Source organism: Tamlana sp. I1 (genome assembly GCF_015355625.1).
Taxonomy (GTDB): Bacteria; Bacteroidota; Bacteroidia; order Flavobacteriales; family Flavobacteriaceae; genus Pseudotamlana.
The window spans coordinates 112,691-133,689 of sequence record NZ_JACLAF010000014.1 but is presented as its reverse complement, the minus strand read 5'-3'; the positions used below and the strand labels follow the sequence as shown (position 1 = coordinate 133,689).

Below are 20,999 nucleotides of genomic sequence, written 5' to 3'. Positions count from 1 at the left end.
TTAAGCCTCTAATTTAACCTCAACGGGTTTTGGTTTTAGTGTATTTACAATTTCTCTATTTAAAAAATATGCGGTAACAAGAGTTGCCAAAGTATCTGCTATCGGGAAGGATAACCATACGCCCAATTCGCCATAAAAATGTGGCAGAATAAAAATTAACGGAATAAAGAAAAACCCTTGTCGTGTTAAGGTTAACAACAAGGCAGGTTTCGCTTTTCCAATGGCCTGAAAATAGGCAGCCCCAATAAGTTGTATTGCAATTATAGGCGTAGCTGCAAACACCCAGCGCATAGCACTTGGCGTTGCTTTAATGACTTCGGCATCGGTTGTAAACATTTTGGTAATAGCTTCTGGAAAAACCATTAAAACTATAAAGACTAAGGTTGCCAAAAGCGATGCATATTTAATGGCGATATAGATGGTTTTTTTAACGCGATCGTAATGTTGAGCCCCATAATTAAACCCTGCAATAGGCAAGAAACCTTGGGTAACCCCTAAAACAGGAAACATGGCAAACATAAGCATACGCCCAACAATGGCATAGGCTGTAACCGAATTTACGCCACCTAAATCGTATAAAATATTATTCATAAATAAATAAGTTACACTTACCACGGCTTGTCTGGCAAGGGTAACAAAACCTAAAGCACTTATTTCTTTAACAACTCCTAAATTTAATCCGAAGTGTGAAAAATTAATTTTTAATTCAGAGTGTTTTGATAGAAAAAACCATAAAATAAAAGCAAAACAAAATCCGTAAGAAAGTGTTGTTGCCCATGCAGCACCCGTCATTCCAAGATCTAAAAGATTAATAAAAACATAATCTAAAACCAGGTTACTTACCGATGGAATCATCATGGCATACATGCCAAATTTAGGTTTACCTTCAGCGCGAATTACGGTATTTCCCATCATACTTAAAGCTAAAAGAGGCACGCCATAAAGTACAATGCGGTAGTAAATTTTTGCGGGTTCGAAAATAGCACCTTTACCTCCAAAAGAGTGAATAATACTATCTTGAAAAAGTAAACCTACCATCACAAAAGAAACACATAATAGTAAGGTTAAAGTAATTTGATTCCCAAAAGTTTTTAAAGCCTTTTTAGTGTTTGAAGCCCCTAGTGCTCTAGAAATAATAGACGATCCGCCTATACCAATCGCCATTCCTAAAGCTGCAATAAAAAAGGATACAGGAAGCACCACGTTTATAGCGGCAATAGCAGTTACTCCTATCCAATGCCCAACAAAAATGGTATCTACTAAAATATTTAAAGACATGACTAAAATACCTATAGATGCAGGAACCGCTTGCCGTATTAACAATTTGCCAATGGGTTGCGTGCCTAAATCTTGAGATACAATTTTTGCCATTATTGATGCGTTACTGTTGAAGCGACCCAGTTATTTATCCAATTTGATAATAAACTCACAAAGGCTTCATCATCATTTAAACATGGAATGGTAGTGAACTCCTTCCCACCCATTTCATGAAAAATCTCGGCGCCTTCCATAGCTATTTCTTCAAGGGTTTCTAAACAATCGCTTACAAAAGCGGGCGTTACGATAGCCATGTTTTTTATGCCGTTTTTCCCTAAGCGTTCAATAGTTCTATCGGTATAAGGTAATAACCAAGGATCGAACCCTAAACGCGATTGGAAGGATGTAGAATATGTTCCTGGTTCGAGTTTTAACTTTTCGGCAACCAAACGTGTGACCTCCAAACATTGGTGTTTATAACAAAACTCGTGCGCTTTACTTGGTGTTTCACAGCAGCTGCCATCCATTTTACAATGGGATTTGGTGACATCACTTTTTCTAATATGACGTTCTGGAACACCGTGATATGAAAATAATAAATGATCAATCTGTTTTCCTTCTAAATGATGTGCAACCGAATTAGAAAGCACCTCGATATAATCGGGTTTATTATAAAAAGCTGGAACAGATTCAATTTTTATATTAGGAAAAAATTCTTGGCGTAATTCTTCTGCAAGTACCGTAATGGTTTCGGTGGTAGCCATGGCAAATTGCGGATATAAGGGAAACAATAAAACCTCATCGACACCTTGATCAACTAAGGCTTGCAACCCTTTTTTTATAGTCATACTTCCATAACGCATGGCTAAACCTACAGGCTCATCAACTTTTTTCTGAATTGCTTTTTGAAGGCGTTCTGAAATAACAATTAAAGGTGATCCTTCTTTCCACCATATTTTTTTATAGGCTGCGGCCGAAGCCTTAGGACGTGTTTTTAATATAATCCCTTTTACTAGCGCAGTTCTAGCTACAAGAGGAATATCGATAACACGTTCGTCCATTAAAAATTCGGCTAAATATTTTTTAACATCTTTTGGAGTTGGACTATCGGGAGAGCCAAGATTTACGAGTAAAATTCCTTTTTTCATTTCCTTTTTTAGTTAGAACAAAAATACAATACATAATTTTAATAGCTCTAAAAAAAAGGTTAAGTCTAGCCTTTAAAACAAACAGGCTCCACTTTTAAAAGTGGAGCCTGTCTTGGTTGGTTGGTTAGTAATTGTATCTGTAAAACCTGAATTATTGAATTAACTCAGACTTATTATACACCCATCTAGGTAGCGATTCGCTGTTAAAATTTGTTTTATTTAAAGTGTTTATGCTTTCAAAACACACTGAATTTACTAAAGTTTCAACATTTAAAATATCAAAAACTTTATCGTGTTGTGTCTTATCGAAGGTTCCTAAAACATAATCATCATCAACTTGTTTATAAACACCATCTTCTAATAAAAACACATACATATTTTCAACTTTTGGCTCATAAAACTCGGTGTTTTTATCAAAATCTTCAACCGTTTCAATATAATTCTTACCAGCAACTAAAAGGTATTCTCTTTTCGAATTTAAGTTTTTAACGCTTACTGTTCCTCTAAACAATAAATGGTATTTATCGTGAATAATTCCTGGCTTACCGCGTTCATTGTTTTTATTGGCTTCATAAAAAGACTCATAATACGCCAATCCCATCTTTTTTATTTTAGCAGAATGAATGTGTTGGATATAAGCTTCTTTAGAATTGAAATAATTAGGTAAATTTTCTGCACAATAGCCAGCATACCATAATGGTGTAAAATCTTTATTAAGTAAATCATGTGCTCCTTTTTCAAAAATTACGGGATGTTCATAAACTCTTGGGTTGTAAAATTTGTAATTACCAATTTGAAATAAATCACATTCTTCAATGCGTTTAGTTTCAGAACCATTGGTTTTGCATGATACCATCACACAAAAAGTTAATACTGTGGCAAGTAAAGTTCTCATCATAATTTTAAAATAATGCTGCAGCCATAAAACATTGGTGTGTTTCTAGGCTAACATGGTTAGTATTTGGGTTTAGTTTATCTCCTCAATTTTAGCAATGGTTGTTTATGTGTTTTGTGTGCTGAGAGCGCCTTCAATAAAAAAAGGGCATTTATACACATAAACCAACCTCGTTTCAAGCTGTTTGTCAAGCTTTTAACACTTAGCAATAAACCAATATATACAAAAAATTGATTACCTGTAGTTTATGTTCTTAAAAATTCGATGAAAGGCAATATTTTGAAGAAAATTCCTATGATTTGATGTGGAAGAATCTAAATCCGCAGAAAAAATCATAATATTTTATGTTTTTCTCAGAATAAACAACAGGAAATTAACAAATATGAATTCTACTGTTTTTGATCTGATTTATGCTGTTGATATAGTTTTGGGCGATCTTCAGTATAATCGCAATCTTGAAAAATACCACAAGACACATTGGTTCTTGCCAAGGCTTTATCATTAACACCTTTATAAAATGCTTCAATTTCTGGTGATAAATACTTCATATGAAAAAATTTATAATTCAACTTAACTCAAAGACATGATATATTTTTTTGGCGTTGTGCCATACTTCTTTTTAAAGGCCGAAATAAAATGACTCGAAGCGCTGTACCCCACTTTAAGTCCTACTTCGTTTACATTATTTTCGCCAGATTCTAGCAATTTCCTGGCAACTTCCATTTTATAATCGAATAAAAAACTAAAAACCGAATCGCCGTAAATTTGCTTAAAACCTTCTTTTAGTTTTTTAAGACTCAGCCCAATTTCATCGGCTAACTCTTGTAAAGTTGGTGGTTCGGCCATGCGCGACACTATAATATCTTTAGCTTTTCTAATTTTAATCACGTTGGTTTCATCAACTAAAAACGGACATTGTTCCACATTAGCATCTTCACTTCTATTAAAATATAAACTTAATAACTCGTATGCTTTTCCTTTAAAATAAAGCGCTTTAATAGATTGATTTAAATTGTAATTAATCATTTGATTTAATACAATTGCCATTGATGGTGTAATCACGCCATCTTTATAATATTTTTTATCCTTGTTATCTTCTCCTAAAAAGGTAATGTAATCGGCTTCGTGCGAAAAAAAACTATGAAACTTTTTAATAGAAATCAAAATAGAAACCATCCAAGAATGGGGGTTTATATCCAAATGAATTGGCAAATCGCGCTGTGGATTATAAAGCAACAACGAGTTTTCCTCTTGAATATTTAATTTGTAACGCCCTTCATTAAAAACAAATTGACTCGACCCTTTAACACAAAAATGAAACTGAATATAATCACTACTTATATCTTTTACAGCAGATTGCATATCGCCAGAGTCGTTTTTAAGCGCTAACACCATAACGCCTTCTTCAACAGGTGTTTCATTAAAAGTACTTTTAGCGATACTTTTATCGCCGTTGAAATCTTGATTCATAAGTTTTTATTTAGATTCGTTCTAAATTAATTGATTAAAATCCCTTTATTTCTATAACAAAAATAGGACATTTCCACTACATTTATAAAAAACACCGCTAAAAAACCACAAGCGACACTAAAAGTTCTTCAAGCGTTGTTTTTTTAGAACACATCAACATATTTTTGCTTCATATTTCAGGTATAAGCATGCACAACCCAAATAGTTCACGAAGTAATTACTTTTATGCCATTGGCTTAAGTTACAAAAAAGCCGATGCCGATATTAGAGGCCACTTTAGTTTAGACGATAATGCAAAGATTGCATTACTTAAGCAAGCAAAAGAAAATGGCATTGAAAGTCTTGTGGTTACTTCCACCTGCAACAGAACCGAAATTTATGGTTTTGCTCAGCATCCGTTTCAACTTATTCAATTGCTTTGCGACAACACACGAGGATCTCTAGAAGAATTTCAAAAAGTCGCTTACGTTTATAAAAGTAACGAAGCCATTGCACATATGTTTCGCGTGGGTTCTGGTTTAGACAGTCAGATTCTAGGAGATTTCGAAATAATTAGTCAGTTAAAAATAAGCACCAAACTTTCTAGAAAACACGGGTTACTTAACAATTTTACAGAGCGTTTAGTAAATGCCGTAATTCAAGCGAGCAAGCGTATTAAAACCGAAACAAACATTTCATCGGGGGCTACTTCGGTATCTTTTGCCTCGGTTCAATACATTTTAAATACTATTGAAGACGTTTCAAATAAAAACATTTTATTATTCGGAACCGGAAAAATAGGTAGAAATACCTGCGAAAATTTGGTAAAACACACCAAAAACGAGCACATTACTTTAATTAACCGTACTAAAGACCGCGCCGAACAAATTGCCGGAAAATTCAATTTAGTGGTTAAAGATTATGCCAATTTACAAGAAGAAATAAACGAATCGGATATCTTAATTGTGGCTACAGGTGCCCAACGCCCAACGATAGACAAACATATTATTCAGTCGGAAAAGCCGCTTTTAATTTTAGATTTATCCATTCCTAAAAATGTCGATATTAATGTTGGCGAATTAGACAATGTTTCCTTAGTGCATTTAGATCATTTATCTCAAATAACCGATCAAACTTTAGAAGCTAGAAAAGCGCACATTCCTTCGGCGGAAGCCATTATTGAAGAAATTAAAGCCGAATTTAATAGCTGGTTGGAAACCAGAAAATTTGCGCCTACCATTAAAGCTTTAAAACATAAGCTATCCGATTTTGCTACGGCAGAATTAGAAACACAGCGTAAAAAGCATGCCGATTTTAATGAAGCTCAAGCCGAATTAATTAGCAATAACATCATTCAAAAAATAACGAATCACTTCGCGCATCATTTAAAAGATGACAATATCTCTACAGACGACAGTCTAGAACTTATTAAAAAAGTATTTCAGTTAGAACCCAAAACAAAAAATGTCTAAAATTATAAGAATTGGCACCCGCGATAGCGAATTAGCGCTATGGCAAGCCAACATTGTTAAAACACAACTTGAAGCTTTAGGGCATAAAACACAGCTCGTTCCTGTAAAATCTACAGGCGATTTAGTTTTAGACAAACCCCTTTACGAATTAGGCATTACAGGCATTTTTACAAGAACACTGGATATTGCCATGCTTAATGATGATATCGATATTGCAGTACACTCTTTAAAAGATGTTCCTACAGTTTTACCAAAAGGCATAGTACAAGCAGCTGTTTTAAAACGTGGTAATGTAAACGACACCCTCGTTTTTAAAAACAACGAAGAATTTCTAGGCTCGAAACAAGCCGTAATTGCTACAGGAAGTTTAAGACGTCGTGCCCAATGGCTAAACCGTTTTCCTTCGCATACCATTGTAGATTTACGTGGTAATGTAAATTCGCGCTTGCAAAAACTTGAAGACAACGAATCTTGGAACGGTGCCATTTTTGCAGCAGCAGGCATAGGCCGTATTGGTATAAGACCCGAAGAAGCCATCAATTTAGATTGGATGATTCCTGCGCCTGCACAAGGAGCAATCATGATTACCGCTTTAGAAGATGATGAGTTTACAAGAACAGCTTGCGCCGAATTAAACCACGAAGAAACCGAACTTTGTACCACTATTGAACGTGAATTTCTAAACAAATTGGAAGGTGGTTGTACCGCACCAATAGGCGCTTTAGCTTATATTAAAGATGAAGAAATAAACTTTAAAGGCGTTTTATTAAGTGAAGATGGCTCGAAACGTATCGATGTTACCCGCGTTAAAAAAGTAGGCGAACACCATGATATGGCTCAGTTTTGTGCCGATTTTGTTATCGAACGTGGCGGAAAACGTTTAATGGACAAGATAAAATCTAACAAAACCACCAATGTGTTTTCTACAAAATCGTTTACCGAAGACCAACGCTTGTTATTTCATGAAAAAGCCGTTGCCAAAAGTTCCGATTTTATCAAAATAAGTTTAAACCGTATTCATCCACGTTTCTTAAAAAACGAAATTCAAAACGTTATAATTACTAGCAAAAATGCTGTAGAATCGTTAACAACAAACTATTCGGCAGTCGAGTTACAATTCAAAAATATCTATTGTGTAGGGCGCCGTACAAAACGTTTAGTTGAAAATAAAATTGGCAAAGTCACCCACACCGAAAAAAACGCCAAAAAACTAGCAGAATATTTGGTTGAATATATGGATGGCACAGAGGTCACTTATTTCTGTAGTGATTTAAGATTAGATGATTTACCAAATATTCTAGAAAAAAATAATATTAAAGTGAACGAAGTAGAAGCCTATCAAACTAAATATGATGGTTTCAAAGTAGAAGATTCTGTTGAAAGCGCTATGTTTTACAGCCCTTCAACCGTTGAGAGTTTCGTTCAAAAAAACAAAAAAGAAGTCATTGCGTTCTGTATTGGCGAAACCACTGCAAACGAAGCCCGAAAGCATTTTAGCGATGTAAGAGTTGCAAAAGTACCAACGGTAGAAAGTGTGATTGAATTGGTTAATCTGCACTATGTATAATGGTTACTGGTTAATGGTTGTTGGTTATTAGAACTAACAACTAATAACCAAAAAAATAAAATTAAAAACAGCTGATAAGCCCTAGCTAAAAGCAAAAGGCCAACAGCCAACAGCCAGTTTATGATTAAAAACGATTTATTTTTAAGAGCATTAAAGGGAGAAACTGTAGAGCGTCCACCAGTTTGGATGATGCGTCAAGCTGGGCGTTATTTACCTGAATTTATGGCCATTCGTGAGAAATACGATTTCTTCACACGTTGCCAAACACCAGAATTAGCTGCCGAAATTACCGTGCAACCCATTAGACGTTACGGTATGGATGCCGCTATTTTATTTAGCGACATATTAGTAATTCCGCAGGCTATGAATATCGAGGTACAAATGAAACCTAATTTTGGCCCGTATTTACCTAACCCTGTTCGTACGCAAAAAGATGTCGATAATGTTATAGTTCCCGATGCTAAAGAAGCTTTAAGCTACGTTTACGAAGGTATAAAAGCAACTAAAGAACTTCTAAACGACGACATACCGCTAATTGGTTTTGCAGGTTCGCCATGGACTATTTTATGCTATTGTGTACAAGGTCAAGGCAGCAAAAACTTCGATAAAGCCAAAGAATTTTGCTTTACAAACCCCATTGCAGCACACCAATTATTACAAAAAATCACCGATACCACCATTGCCTACTTAAAAGAGAAGGTAAAAGCTGGCGTTAATGCCGTACAGGTTTTCGATTCTTGGGGTGGCATGTTATCGCCAACCGATTATCAAGAGTTTTCTTGGCAATACATCAACCAAATAATTGAAGCCCTAAAAGACGATGCGCCTGTAATAGCCTTCGGAAAAGGATGCTGGTTTGCCCTTAGCGAAATGGCAAAAAGTAACGCCTCTGCTTTAGGTGTCGATTGGACCTGCTCACCACAAAACGCGCGTTATTTAACTGGCGGAAACATCACCCTGCAAGGTAATTTTGATCCGGTTCGATTATTATCACCGCCAGCCGAAATTAAAAAAATGGTACACCAAATGATTAACGAGTTTGGTAAAGATAAATACATTGTAAACCTTGGTCATGGCATCTTACCACACATTCCGTTAGATCATGCCAAAGCGTTTATCGATGCTGTTAAAGCGTATGGAAATTAAAATACTTTGGGCGTTACCTACTTTTTTTAGCAACATTTAGGTTTTAAAATCTAAGTATCGTAACAAAAAAGTAGGTCGGGCTTTCCGCTATATCTTTTTTACAGAAAAAGTAAAAAAGGATGCCGCTGCAATCCCTAACGCAAAAATAACGTTATGATAAAAAACATCATTTCAGGAATAAAAGCATATTTCGGAGCTTTCAGTTTAATATCAAAACTAAAGCTATGGAAATACTTCATTATCCCTATGATTATTAGCGTTATTACTGCATCTCTTATAAGTTTTACAGCCTACGGATTATCCGATGATTTAGGACAATTCATTTCAAAATTATGGATTTGGAATTGGGGAAAAGAAACGTTTTCAACATTAAGTACCATTTTAGCAGCCCTCATAATTATTTCCATAGGCCTTATTCTTTTTAAACACATCATTATGGCCTTATCTGCGCCATTTATGAGTCCTGTTTCCGAAAAAATTGAAGTATATTTGACTGGTAAACCAGTTTTAAACAATCGAAACTCCTCATTTACAGAACAATTATGGCGAGGTATTCGTATTAATATTCGAAATTTACTCATGGAATTAATATTTACTATCCCTATCTTAGTATTAAAATTCATACCCATAGTAAATATCTTTTCAACGTTCTTATTATTTATCCTGCAAGCCTATTATGCTGGTTTTGGAAATATAGACTACACTTTAGAACGTCATTTTAATTTTAAAGACAGCATAAAGTTTGTTCGCAAAAATAAAGGGCTAGCCATAGGGAACGGGATGGTATTTATACTTTGCTTATTCATACCGTTTATTGGCGTCATTTTAGTTTTACCACTTTCGGTAACCGCAGCTACAACACAAACCGTTAAGGTTCTAAATAAAAATTTAATAAATTAAAAAATATGGAAACAAATAATAGCTTATTATCCCCATTCCAGAAATTCATCAAAATTGAGAGTTTTAGTGGTATACTACTACTTTTTGCTGCCATAGCAGCACTTATTTGGGCAAATTCACCATTCGCTGACGGATATACAGCATTACAGCATTACCATCTCGGTTATAAATCGGACCGTTTCGAACTTAATTTATCCCTATTACACTGGATAAACGATGGGTTCATGGCCGTATTCTTTTTCCTTATCGGTCTAGAAATAAAAAGAGAATTTTTAATAGGAGAACTTAACACGCCTAAAAAATTAGCTTTCCCGCTTGTTGGGGCCATTGGTGGTATGGTTATTCCTGTATTATTTTTCCTTTTTATCAATCAATATTTTAGCGGCCACGCCGATGCAACTTTACACGGTTGGGGAATTCCTATGGCAACCGATATTGCCTTTTCCTTAGCGATTTTAAAAGTTTTAGGCAACAGAGTGCCCATTAGCCTTAAAATATTTTTAACAGCCTTCGCCATTGTAGACGATTTAGGAGCTGTTATCGTTATAGCCCTATTCTATAGTGGCACCATTAAAATGGCCTTTTTAGGCGTTGCTCTAGGGCTACTTGCAATCTTATATTTCTTATCTAATAAGGGGTATTATTCAAAATTTTTAATGATTATTTTTGGCATTGCCATCTGGATTTTATTCCTAAAATCGGGAGTACACCCAACGCTTGCAGGTATCTTATTAGCCTTTTCGGTGCCGATTAGACAAAAAGTAGATACTTCGCAATTCCTATCAAGGTTAGAAGAAATAACCACAAATATTAAAGGGTCTTCAGAGTTAAAAGAACCCATTCTCTCCGCCGAGCAAATTCAAGAAATAGACGAATTACAAGAATGGACTTACAAATACCAGTCGCCACTTCAAAATTTAGAACATCATTTACACGATTGGGTGGCTTACTTTATCATTCCTATATTTGCATTGGCCAATTCGGGAGTTATATTAAGCAGTAGTGAAGGTTTAGATTTTCCACTAGTTTTAAATATTGCTTTATGTTTACTATTAGGTAAAAGCATTGGGGTTTCTGTATTTGTGTTGTTGGCAAATAAATTAAAAATAATTAATATCCCTAACGATATTACGAAAACGCAAATTGTTGGGGTGTCGTTTTTAGCAGGTATCGGATTTACTATGGCGATATTTATTGCTAGTTTAGCATTTGCAGATCAACCAAAATATATAGATTCTGCCAAAATAGGCATCTTAATTGGTTCATCAATTTCAGGGATTATTGGTTTTTTTCTGCTTAAAAGTCAGGGCTCTAAAGCAGTAAAAAATCAAACACCAGAAGTGTTAACAAACTAGAACATCATTTTAAACAAGAAGATTCTTTTATAGATGAAGGATAAATTTTATCAATACATTCAAAATTTACAAGACCAAATAACGTCTAAATTAGAACAAATTGATGGCAAGGCCAAATTTCAAGAAGACCTTTGGGAACGCCCTGAAGGCGGCGGCGGAAGAACTCGTGTCATTGAAAACGGTGCTGTTTTTGAAAAAGGAGGTGTAAACATCTCGGGCGTTCACGGTAAATTACCAAAATCGATGCAAAACTACTTTAATGTTGGCGATGTCGATTTTTTTGCCTGCGGATTAAGTTTGGTACTACATCCTAAAAACCCAATGGTTCCTACGGTACATGCCAACTGGCGCTACTTTGAAATGTATGATAAAGAGAGTAGCTCTTCCCCTTCGGGGAAGTTGGTTGGAGCCTGGTTTGGTGGCGGACAAGATTTAACACCATATTATTTATTTGATGAAGATGCTAAACACTTTCATCAAACTTGTAAAACGGCTTGCGATAAACATAACCCAGAGTTTTATCCAACCTATAAAAAACGTTGCGACGAATATTTTTATAACGCCCACCGCAATGAGGGGCGCGGTATTGGTGGCTTGTTTTTCGATTATTGCAAAGCCAATGAGGAAATGTCTATGGAGGATTGGTACAACTTTGTAACCGAAGTTGGCGACAGCTTTCTAGAGGCCTATGTACCCATTGTAGAACGCAGAAAAGATTTACCCTTTACAGAAGCCCAACGCACTTGGCAAGAAATTCGCCGTGGTCGTTACGTAGAATTTAATTTAGTTCACGATAAAGGCACCCTTTTCGGTTTAAAAACAAACGGTCGCATAGAAAGTATTTTAATGAGCCTACCACCTCATGTTCAATGGGTGTACGACCATCATCCAGAACCTGGTAGTGAAGAAGAAAAATTAATAGCGGTTTTACAAAACCCTAAAGATTGGACTTAAAAAATAAGAGAACAAACCTTTATCTCAACAAAATATAAAATACACCCCTATGTCCTGTTACTGCGGAAGTTTAGAAACCTATGAAGCCTGCTGTGAAAAAGTTCATAAAAACATAGCGAATGCTAAAACAGCCGAGCAACTTATGCGCTCTAGATACAGTGCTTTTGTTTTGGCTAATGGCGATTATTTAATGGCAAGTCACCACAGCAAAACCCGAAAACCAAAAGAAAAAAAGGCCATTGTAAATTGGGCAAAATCTGTACAGTGGATTAAATTAGAGGTAAAAGAAACCACAAAAGGTCTTGAAAACGATCATGAAGGTACCGTAACTTTTAATGCATATTTTTTCGAACATGGAAAGGTAGAGGTTATCCATGAAAAATCGGCATTTGTAAAAGAAAACAACCTTTGGATGTATTTAGGACTCAATAAATAATTACTTCCAAATAGTGACTTCTTTAGACACTTTTTTAAAGGCATTACTAACATGAAACAGTCGAGCCTTCAGCAATAATCTACGTCCGTTTCCACGCCTTGTAAAAAACACTTTACTCTTGCCTACATAATGGTTCCAATACTTTTGAAAAACTAAAACATGGGCTTTTTTACTCCCAAAAATTTCAGGAACCGCATAAAAATTTTCAATATTTAAACGGGATCTAAAAAAATTAGTTTTCACAATTAAATATCTAGGCGAATCAATAGGTGCTATTATTTCGGTTAATGCTTTCGAAAACAGCTTATTTTCAAACGCATCTGCGCCAACCAAATTACAAATAACGTCGCCTTTATTTTCAACACTTGTAAAAACATCTAGCGTATTTCTATGCGTTGTTAAATAACCTAATTCATGTAATGTGTCTAAAATAGCAAGTCCTATTTTTCTAATTTTTTTATATAAATACCCGTATTTAATATATAGCGAAATGGCTTTATACAATTTATAGCCAAACGAAATTAAAAATGTTACCAATAATCCTTGAAGAACATACACAACACCACGCTGTAAAACCAGATGGAAACTTTTTAGAACAAACTCAACATAAAACAGGTTTATAGCTAAAAACAATTCTAAAACAAAAAACCGAATGGCATCAAAATAATAAATTTGCTTTTGCTTTTTAAAAGGGATTTCATCTAAATTTAAAACTCGAATTTCTTTACTTAACTGCGCACCATTCCCAATAGAATTTTGCCATTTTTCACTAATAGTTTGCCTATCTTTTGCGCGTTTTAAAGTATCAGAGTTTAGGTTGTCAATCATGTCAACCGAGATGTTCTCAGGTACATCTAACCTATCAAAACCATTTGATATAAAGAGTGTGTTAGTGGCCGAAACACCAACAAAAGCATCAAACCGGCGCCTTAAAGTATCGACATCTCTTCCTCCATTGGTAACAGTGCTATCAACACATACCAGATGCCAAATATTTCCTGTTTTGTTTAATTGATTACTATCTTTTCTAATAGCTCTACCCCGCATTTGGTTTGAGGATACAAAAGACCCAATAAATGAAGCTAAAATTAAACTGTTAATCGAGGGTGCGTCCCAGCCTTCTCCTAGCAACGATTTTGTGCCTATTAAAACCTGAATAGCACCTGTTTCAAACAACTTTGTTATACTACTTACAATCGTATTTTTCGATTTAATTTTAGAAGAAACTACTAAAAAATCTTCATCAATTTCTAAAGGCGTAAATGTGTAGTTTTTGCTGTTTTCAATTTTGGAAAAAGCCTCTAAAACCGATTTGTGAATAATCACCAAACTCCCAGTAAGTACTGCCAAGGTTTCCTTATTAGAACCAAAACTAAGCAAGTACCTAAACACAGGAACCACACCTATTCGATTTATGGTTTTTACCTTTTCATTTTCAGTATTTAAAAACTCATTTCTTATAAAATCAGTTAGAATAACACATCTTAAATCTTCCTTTAAAGCCTCTCTTTCAGAAGCTACGATACTAACAACACTGTTTAGTTTACTAGGACTATTAGTTAGCGATTTATAAAGTGATTTTTTTCCAATAAAGTCCACAGAATTTCTTCCAAAAACATTTAAACGTCTTAAAGTTTTTTCAAGCTGTAAAAGATAATCGCTATGCTCTAAAAGCTGCTCTCTATCGTTTACAAGAATATTTTGAAATAAAACCTCCAACCACTCCAAATGTAACGGCGGAAAATTTATAGTTTCATGGGCACTAAAACCGAGTATTTCTAATTTTGATCTTTCAATGGGGATACCGCAAGAATTTAAAAAGACGAGAATTGAAGAAAAATATTCAGTATTAGCATACAATTCCTCTAAATGCAAATTAGGGTTTTTATAATATCTATGTTCCCTAATAAACTGAATGAAGTCTTCGTCCTTTAATAATTCATCTTTGAAAGCCGCTACTTTTTTTCTAAAATCAACAATAAGATTAATTTCATAATCCTCTGGCTTAGAAAAATACACAAAGTCTTGATGCGGACATAAATCATTTTCCTTTACCAAATCTGGCACCGCAATTTCATCATCTATGTCCCCACAAAGTTTATAATATTTTGAAACTTCACTTCTGCTACTATCATACGGTGGCGTTGCGGTTAATGCCACAACATAAAACGGTAAGTTGTTTTTCAAATCAAATAAACAGGTCCACCATGCATTTTTTAAATGATGTGCCTCATCTAAAACAAGTGTTTCAATTTGATGCGCTTTAAAAAAAGCATAATACGCATTCTTGTCTTCAAATGTTTTGTAAAAGGCATGTAAAGATTGATAGGTTGAAAATGTGATATCACTGGGCTTTTTTAAATCAAATGAAACCTTATTAAACGCCTTATTTTTGGTAAAAAAAGCCTGCAATCTATCTTCCCACTGATTTCTAATGGTAAGGGTTGGAGCAAGGATTAATGTCTTTTTACCAAGTCTAATTAGTATCTCAATACCAAGAATTGTTTTACCTGAACCTGGAGGCGCTATAACATGAAAGTGATTATCGGAGATATGGTTGTTAAAGTTTTTAAGCAAATGGTCTTGATAACTTCTCCAAGGAAAATTAAATTCTAAACAACCAAACGACGCAATCAATATAAAAGTAGGTTTTAATGATTAACTTTACAGCCGATAAAAGTAATAAAAAAACTATGTTCCCTTTAAAAAGAAATAGACGATTAAGAACCAATGAAGCCATTCGTTCGCTAGTTAGAGAAACTATACTTACGCCAAACGATTTTTTAGTACCGCTTTTTGTGGTTGAAGGCAAAGGGGTTAAAGATGAAATTCCATCGATGCCTAATTACTTCCGTTACAGTTTAGATTTATTAGAAGCTGAAGTTAAAGCGCTTTGGCAACTAGGCTTAAAATCGGTGTTACTTTTTGTAAAAGTACCAGATAACTTAAAAGACAATAAAGGCACTGAAGCTTTAAACCCAAATGGACTCATGCAACGTGCCATAAAAACGGTTAAAAATGCCTGCCCTGATATGTTGGTTATGACCGATGTCGCTCTTGACCCATATTCAATTTACGGGCATGATGGTATTATTGAAAACGGACAAATTATAAACGACGATACTGCCGCGTTTTTAGCTGAAATGAGCATTTCTCACGCTACAGCTGGTGCCGATTTTGTAGCGCCAAGCGATATGATGGATGGTCGTATTTTAGGCATTCGTGAAGCTTTGGAAGATGAAGGTTTCATCAACACAGGGATTATGAGCTACTCGGCAAAATATGCTTCAGCTTTTTATGGTCCTTTTCGTGATGCTTTAGATTCTGCTCCTGTGGATTTAGTTGATATTCCAAAAGATAAAAAAACCTATCAAATGGATTACGGTAACCGTTTTGAAGCCCTTCGTGAAACCGAAATGGATATTGATGAAGGCGCCGATATCGTGATGGTAAAACCAGGACTTTCTTATTTAGATATTTTAAGAGACATTAAAAACGAAGTGGATGTTCCCGTAGCTGTGTATCAAGTTTCTGGTGAATATGCTATGATAAAAGCTGCTGCCGAAAAAGGCTGGTTAGACCACGATCAAGTTATGATGGAAACCACTACCGCTTTTAAACGTGCTGGCGCCGATATTATCGCTTCATATTTTGCCAAAGATGTGGTTAAAATTTTAAACGGCTAAAATTCATACCACTGTTTTAATTTTTCAACAAAACCTAATCAGTTATTGCTTTAGGCTTTCTTCGTTTTAAAAATTTAAATCGGACAAACAACATCATATATCCAAGCGCTAATAAAATAAGTAGGTGCATGACTTCTTTAGTAATATCTACTAGATGTGCACCTTCATTAGACAAAGCATTAAAAATTTTAAAAAAAGGTGTTGAAGGTAACAAATTCGCAACTACCTGAAGAGGTTCAGGCATAGACTCTATAGGCCAAGAATAGCCCGAAATTAAAAATAAGGGGTAGGTGGAAAATGCTAATATTTCGGTCCAACCAATGGTAGTTTTAAAAAAACTTGCCAACAAAATGGTGTATAATAAAACGATTGTAATAAACAAGCAACTTAACATCAAGTGAAAGCCGATAGATCCGTTGAAAGCCAAAAAGAAATGCGGAAATATCAATTTGTAAAAAATGAAAAAGTACACCACATAAAGCACGATATAATAAGTACTTTTCGCTGATAAAACACGCATAAAATCATAAAACGAATAGCTCTCAATATGTTGTAACATGCCGTGGTTAAATTCATGAACAACACTTTGCCCAAAACCAATAATTAGGGTTTGTTGTAAAATTAAAATCAATAAAATAGGCAATAAATAATCACCATAATTATTGGTTGCATTATATATTGATTTAATTACCGGCATTATCGGTTGTGCTTTTTGTTTCGCAATATCTAAAGGTATTTTATTGCTAACATAATAACTCATTCGTACGCCTCCAGCAACGGTTAAAACAACCTGCTGTACTGCTTTATTTATTTCATTTGACGTTAAAAACTTGGTGTTATTTAAAATCAATTCAACATGAGAACCATCTAAATTCATGGTTTTATTCTGAAAACCCTTAGGGATAACAACAATCCCTTGCACCTCTAAATTATTAAAATAGAACATGGCCTCTTCCAAACTTGAAAAATGACCGTTTATGTTTACTTTTTCAGATGAATTAATAAGCTGTGAAACCTTTCTGGATAGATTAGAATGGTCGTAATCTACAACGGCAATAGGAATTTCAGTTACTTCTTTTTCAGAATATATAGAGCCTATAAAAATGGCATAAAGCAAGGGAGCTACTAAACATGTTAGTAAAATACTTTTGTCCTCCAATATAAGCGCAAGCTCATTTTTTAAAATAGAAAACCAATTTTTCATACCATACTCTTTTTATGTCGTACTAACAATATGGTGGTTGTAACTATATAGCCCACGGCTAAAAACAAAAGCAAATAAATAACTTGCTGTGTTAAAAAAACAAAAGGTGTACTCATTTCTACTCCTTTTATAAAAGCGCTTAAAAAATGGGTATATGGTATAAGTTGTGCGTACCACATATTAAATGCAGGCATGGCCATAATTGGAAACGTAAAACCGCTAAAAACAAAGGCAGGTGAATTATATACAAACGAAACATCCATAGCTATGGCTTCATTTTTAAAAATGGCTGAAACCATCATCCCTAACATGGCATTGACCATAACAAATAATAAAACAACAGGCAAAAAAGCCAGAGTACTTGGACTCATTGGAATTCCTAAAAGCGGATGTACAGTTGAAAAAATAAAAACACCAACCATAAATCCTACGATGGTATAAGCTAATAATTTGCCGAAAATAATATTAAAAAGCTTACCATTAGCCAGGTTTAAAAGCTCACTATATGTGTTATTCGTATATTCAGAATTTATAGAACGGGCAGCCAATAAAAACACCAACATTTGAAGTAATACCGTAGTTAATCCCGGAATCAAATAAAACAAATAGTTATAATAAGAGTTGTATAATGGTTTAACATGAACCTTTACAGGCATAATCATTTTTAGTGCTTTTTCGTTTGGGATTCCTTGTGTTTTAAAAGCATTATAATTAATTCCGGCAGACATTGTATTTATAAAACTTGCGGCTTCCTTATAAATTAAATTTCCAAAAACAATATTTGATGCATTGGAGTAAACCAAAAGTTTAGCCTGTTCGCCTCTAAATATTTGTTTTTCAAAATGCTCGGGAATCACGTAAAATCCTTTGACCTCAGGATATTTAATAAAAACATCTTCCAGCTTATCATCGGAATTTAAAAACTTAATAATTTTTAATTTCGGTGCCGCTTCAACATTTGAAATCACTTTTCTACTTAAAGCAGAGTGATCTAAATCTAACACCGCAATATTTACAGTTTCAATACCACCTTCTTTATAGATATACCCTAAATAGAAAAATATAACCGTAGGAATTACCAATATTAAAACCCAGGCAGCTGGTCTTTTTTTTAATATTAAAAACTCTCTAACAATTATGTTTACGATAGAATATTTCAAAGTTTAATATTAACACTCATTCCAGGGCGTAGATTTTCAATTTTATCAACAGGTTTTAAATGAATTTCGAATGTTTTCATATCCAATCGGCCTTTATCGGCAGTTGGAATCCAATCGGCAAAATCGGCCATGGGCGCAATATAAGTCACCTTAAATTTGTAAGAATCATTATTAAAAGCGGGTAACTTACCTGAAATTTCTGCACCCATTTTAAAATCATTTAGGAAGTCTTCTCTAATATGAATTACCGCATAAATAGTTTCAAGCTTTTGAACGGTAAATATGGGGTAACCTGCTGGCATAACTTCGCTTTCTTCAGCCAATTTTGATGATATCTCACCTGAAACCGGAGCGTAAATTTCTAGTTCTTTATAATACGCCTTTGCTTCATTGACCTTACCTCCCGCCGCATTCATTTGTCCTTTAGCCGCTTTCTTATCTTCTAATCTTGCTCCTTCTGTCGCCATGTCATAAATTGACTTTGCGGCATTCATTTGATCAAATGCGGCATCACGCTTAAAGGTGACTTCATCCATTTGTTGTTGAGAAACTAGACTATCTGCTACCAGATTTTTTAAACGATTATAAGATTTTTCAGCATAATTATACTGACTTAAAGCCATTTTATAACTGTTTTTTGCGGCCAATACTTCTTGACTTCTAGCGCCAGAATTAGCCTTTTCGCTTATCGACTGTGCGGCATTAAACATACCTTCGGCTTGCTGAATTTTGGCATCCAAAATATCACTTTCAATAGTTGCCAATAACTGACCTTTTTCAACCTCCTCACCTAAGCTTACGTAAATGGATTCTATTCGGCCAGGGATTTCTGAAGCAACTTTAATTTCAACCGTTTCAAATAAACCCACAAAAACACGGTTCGATTCTTTATCGGGTTTTAAAATATATAATGCAATAATACCAACAAGTATTACCACTATAGGAATTATCAATATGAAGATTTGTTTTTTATTTTTCATGTTTCTATGGGTTCAAATTCTGTAATTGTAAACTTCCTGTTGATATTAATAACTCTAACGCCACCATACGTTGCTCGGCAATAAGCTTGTAATATTCAAACACAACATCTTGATAATCGGTCTCAGCCTTTAATCGGTCTGAAATGGAAATTAGGCCTATTTTATAGCTTTTGATGGCTAAATTTAAAGTGTTCAATGCCACTTGCATCTCCTGTTCTTTATATAATATTTGTTGATTTTTAACTTCAAAATCCACTAGAACTTTCTTATTAAACAACTCTAATTTCTCAATAGCATCTGCCTTTTTGTTTTCAGATATGCTTTTTTCTATACGTGTTTTTTGAATCTCATTATCATGTTTTAGTCCAGTAAAAATGTCCCATTTCATGCCCAATCCAACAAAATAAGTAGGAAACAATTCTAATTTATTCAACTCTAAATTCACAGGATCACTTACTGTAGGAAGGGTATATGGTGTATCGAATTCGGCATTAAATAAATTGGTATATGATAAAGATGCTAAGGCTTGTACTTTGGGTAAAAACAAATTTCTATTCATTTTTAATTTATAATCGTAAGCATTAATGGAGGCATCTAAAGCTTTAACCTCTGGACGATCTACAAACGTATTTTTATTTGATTTAACAAGCCAAGGTTTTAACTCAAATTTTTGTGCTTCCAATTTAGAAATTTCAACGCCTGTAAGCATGGATAATTTTAAATACAAGAGGTTCAGATTTCCGTATAATTCAGTTTTTTTAGAAGCTAAATTAAGTTCTGCAGCGGTAATTTTACCTCGATCATAAGGTGTTGCTAGCCCATTGTTAATCGCCTTTTGCACCCGTTCTTTTTCTTTACTAAGTCTTAATATTCCTGCTTCTAAAACATGCTTAGATTGGTTAAGCAATTCAATCTTATCAAAAGTATCGATAACATCTTTAATGATATCGGCACGTTCTTTAAAAAGCATAAAGTTTTTCGCTTTTATTTTGTTGCTGGATGCTTTTGACCCATAGCTAACTTGAAGCCCTGAAAACAACAAGGCTTTTGCTGTAAGATTTGCGTTAAGAATATTTCCTTTAGCATTAAATTGGGTATCGCCTTCAAATAAATTAAGCCCAGTAATGGGAAGTTGAATGGTTGGAACATCTGCAGTAATTCGTGTAGAACCATAACCATAAGAAGCATCAAACTCTAGTGTTGGTATAAAATTTTGACGAATTCCTTTATGTGTAATACTATCAATTGATAAATCGTATCCTACCTCTTTTAAGGCGTAGCTCTTCTCTAAACTTAATGAAATTAAATTCAGTTCCATTTCACTCAAATTTGCTTGAGCCTGCAGTTGTACACAAAATAAACACAAAGAAAATAGGAAAGTTCCTTTCAT

18 protein-coding genes are annotated in these 20,999 nt (G+C 34.5%); 8 read left to right on the top strand and 10 right to left on the bottom strand.

Annotated features, from left to right (window positions below):
* The 5 genes from H6X70_RS13845 to H6X70_RS13825 form a co-directional block, all read right to left on the bottom strand.
* Positions 1-1,371: an MATE family efflux transporter gene (locus H6X70_RS13845; RefSeq protein ID WP_194768279.1), complete on the bottom strand. Its 1,371-nt coding sequence runs from the start codon at positions 1,369-1,371 to the stop codon at positions 1-3.
* Positions 1,371-2,405: a ferrochelatase gene (gene hemH / locus H6X70_RS13840; RefSeq protein ID WP_194768278.1), complete on the bottom strand. Its 1,035-nt coding sequence runs from the start codon at positions 2,403-2,405 to the stop codon at positions 1,371-1,373. The genes H6X70_RS13845 and hemH overlap by 1 nt, the downstream gene beginning before the upstream one ends.
* 151 nt (positions 2,406-2,556) lie before the next feature.
* Positions 2,557-3,303 carry a hypothetical protein gene (locus H6X70_RS13835; protein ID WP_194768277.1) on the bottom strand — a complete coding sequence of 249 codons (747 nt, stop codon included), beginning with the start codon at positions 3,301-3,303 and terminating at the stop codon, positions 2,557-2,559.
* A 386-nt stretch (positions 3,304-3,689) separates the two neighbouring features.
* Positions 3,690-3,848 (bottom strand): hypothetical protein, encoded by a 159-nt coding sequence (locus H6X70_RS13830; protein ID WP_194768276.1) that lies wholly within the window; start codon positions 3,846-3,848, stop codon positions 3,690-3,692.
* Positions 3,849-3,870: 22 nt separating this feature from the next.
* On the bottom strand, positions 3,871-4,770 hold the full coding sequence (locus H6X70_RS13825; protein ID WP_194768275.1) for a helix-turn-helix transcriptional regulator: 900 nt from the start codon (positions 4,768-4,770) through the stop codon (positions 3,871-3,873).
* A gap of 188 nt (positions 4,771-4,958) precedes the next feature.
* Between H6X70_RS13825 and hemA the strand changes: the two genes are divergently transcribed.
* The 7 genes from hemA (at position 4,959) to H6X70_RS13790 (ending at position 12,579) form a co-directional block, all read left to right on the top strand.
* Entirely contained in the window at positions 4,959-6,221 is a 1,263-nt protein-coding gene (gene hemA / locus H6X70_RS13820; protein ID WP_194768295.1) for a glutamyl-tRNA reductase, read from the top strand.
* Entirely contained in the window at positions 6,214-7,788 is a 1,575-nt protein-coding gene (hemC, locus tag H6X70_RS13815; protein WP_194768274.1) for a hydroxymethylbilane synthase, read from the top strand. The genes hemA and hemC overlap by 8 nt, the downstream gene beginning before the upstream one ends.
* A 120-nt stretch (positions 7,789-7,908) precedes the next feature.
* Positions 7,909-8,934: a uroporphyrinogen decarboxylase gene (gene hemE / locus H6X70_RS13810; RefSeq protein WP_194768273.1), complete on the top strand. Its 1,026-nt coding sequence runs from the start codon at positions 7,909-7,911 to the stop codon at positions 8,932-8,934.
* A 153-nt stretch (positions 8,935-9,087) separates the two neighbouring features.
* Positions 9,088-9,834 carry an EI24 domain-containing protein gene (locus H6X70_RS13805; protein ID WP_194768272.1) on the top strand — a complete coding sequence of 249 codons (747 nt, stop codon included), beginning with the start codon at positions 9,088-9,090 and terminating at the stop codon, positions 9,832-9,834.
* 5 nt (positions 9,835-9,839) lie between these two features.
* Positions 9,840-11,189: a Na+/H+ antiporter NhaA gene (gene nhaA / locus H6X70_RS13800; RefSeq protein ID WP_194768271.1), complete on the top strand. Its 1,350-nt coding sequence runs from the start codon at positions 9,840-9,842 to the stop codon at positions 11,187-11,189.
* Positions 11,190-11,222: 33 nt separating this feature from the next.
* Positions 11,223-12,143, top strand: coding sequence for an oxygen-dependent coproporphyrinogen oxidase (gene hemF, locus H6X70_RS13795; RefSeq protein ID WP_194768270.1), 921 nt, complete (start codon positions 11,223-11,225; stop codon positions 12,141-12,143).
* A gap of 49 nt (positions 12,144-12,192) precedes the next feature.
* Entirely contained in the window at positions 12,193-12,579 is a 387-nt protein-coding gene (locus tag H6X70_RS13790) for a YchJ family protein (RefSeq protein ID WP_194768269.1), read from the top strand.
* Here H6X70_RS13790 and H6X70_RS13785 read toward each other — a convergent pair whose 3' ends face one another.
* Positions 12,580-15,216, bottom strand: coding sequence for a DEAD/DEAH box helicase family protein (locus H6X70_RS13785; protein WP_228530377.1), 2,637 nt, complete (start codon positions 15,214-15,216; stop codon positions 12,580-12,582).
* 56 nt (positions 15,217-15,272) lie between these two features.
* Here H6X70_RS13785 and hemB point away from each other — a divergent pair, with 56 nt between their 5' ends.
* Entirely contained in the window at positions 15,273-16,265 is a 993-nt protein-coding gene (gene hemB, locus H6X70_RS13780) for a porphobilinogen synthase (protein ID WP_194768293.1), read from the top strand.
* Positions 16,266-16,299: 34 nt separating this feature from the next.
* On the opposite strand, the gene H6X70_RS13775 is transcribed toward hemB, so the two are convergent.
* Genes H6X70_RS13775 through H6X70_RS13760 form a run of 4 tightly spaced genes read right to left on the bottom strand, consistent with a single transcriptional unit; the run spans position 16,300 to position 20,927 of the window.
* Positions 16,300-17,469 (bottom strand): ABC transporter permease, encoded by a 1,170-nt coding sequence (locus tag H6X70_RS13775; protein ID WP_194768268.1) that lies wholly within the window; start codon positions 17,467-17,469, stop codon positions 16,300-16,302.
* Positions 17,466-18,629 (bottom strand): ABC transporter permease, encoded by a 1,164-nt coding sequence (locus tag H6X70_RS13770; RefSeq protein WP_194768267.1) that lies wholly within the window; start codon positions 18,627-18,629, stop codon positions 17,466-17,468. Before H6X70_RS13770 ends, H6X70_RS13775 begins: the two co-directional genes overlap by 4 nt.
* Positions 18,626-19,609 carry an HlyD family secretion protein gene (locus tag H6X70_RS13765; protein ID WP_194768266.1) on the bottom strand — a complete coding sequence of 328 codons (984 nt, stop codon included), beginning with the start codon at positions 19,607-19,609 and terminating at the stop codon, positions 18,626-18,628. The genes H6X70_RS13770 and H6X70_RS13765 overlap by 4 nt, the downstream gene beginning before the upstream one ends.
* A 4-nt stretch (positions 19,610-19,613) precedes the next feature.
* Complete coding sequence (locus H6X70_RS13760; protein WP_194768265.1) at positions 19,614-20,927, bottom strand: TolC family protein; 1,314 nt, start codon at positions 20,925-20,927, stop codon at positions 19,614-19,616.
* Positions 20,928-20,999 lie beyond the last annotated feature (72 nt).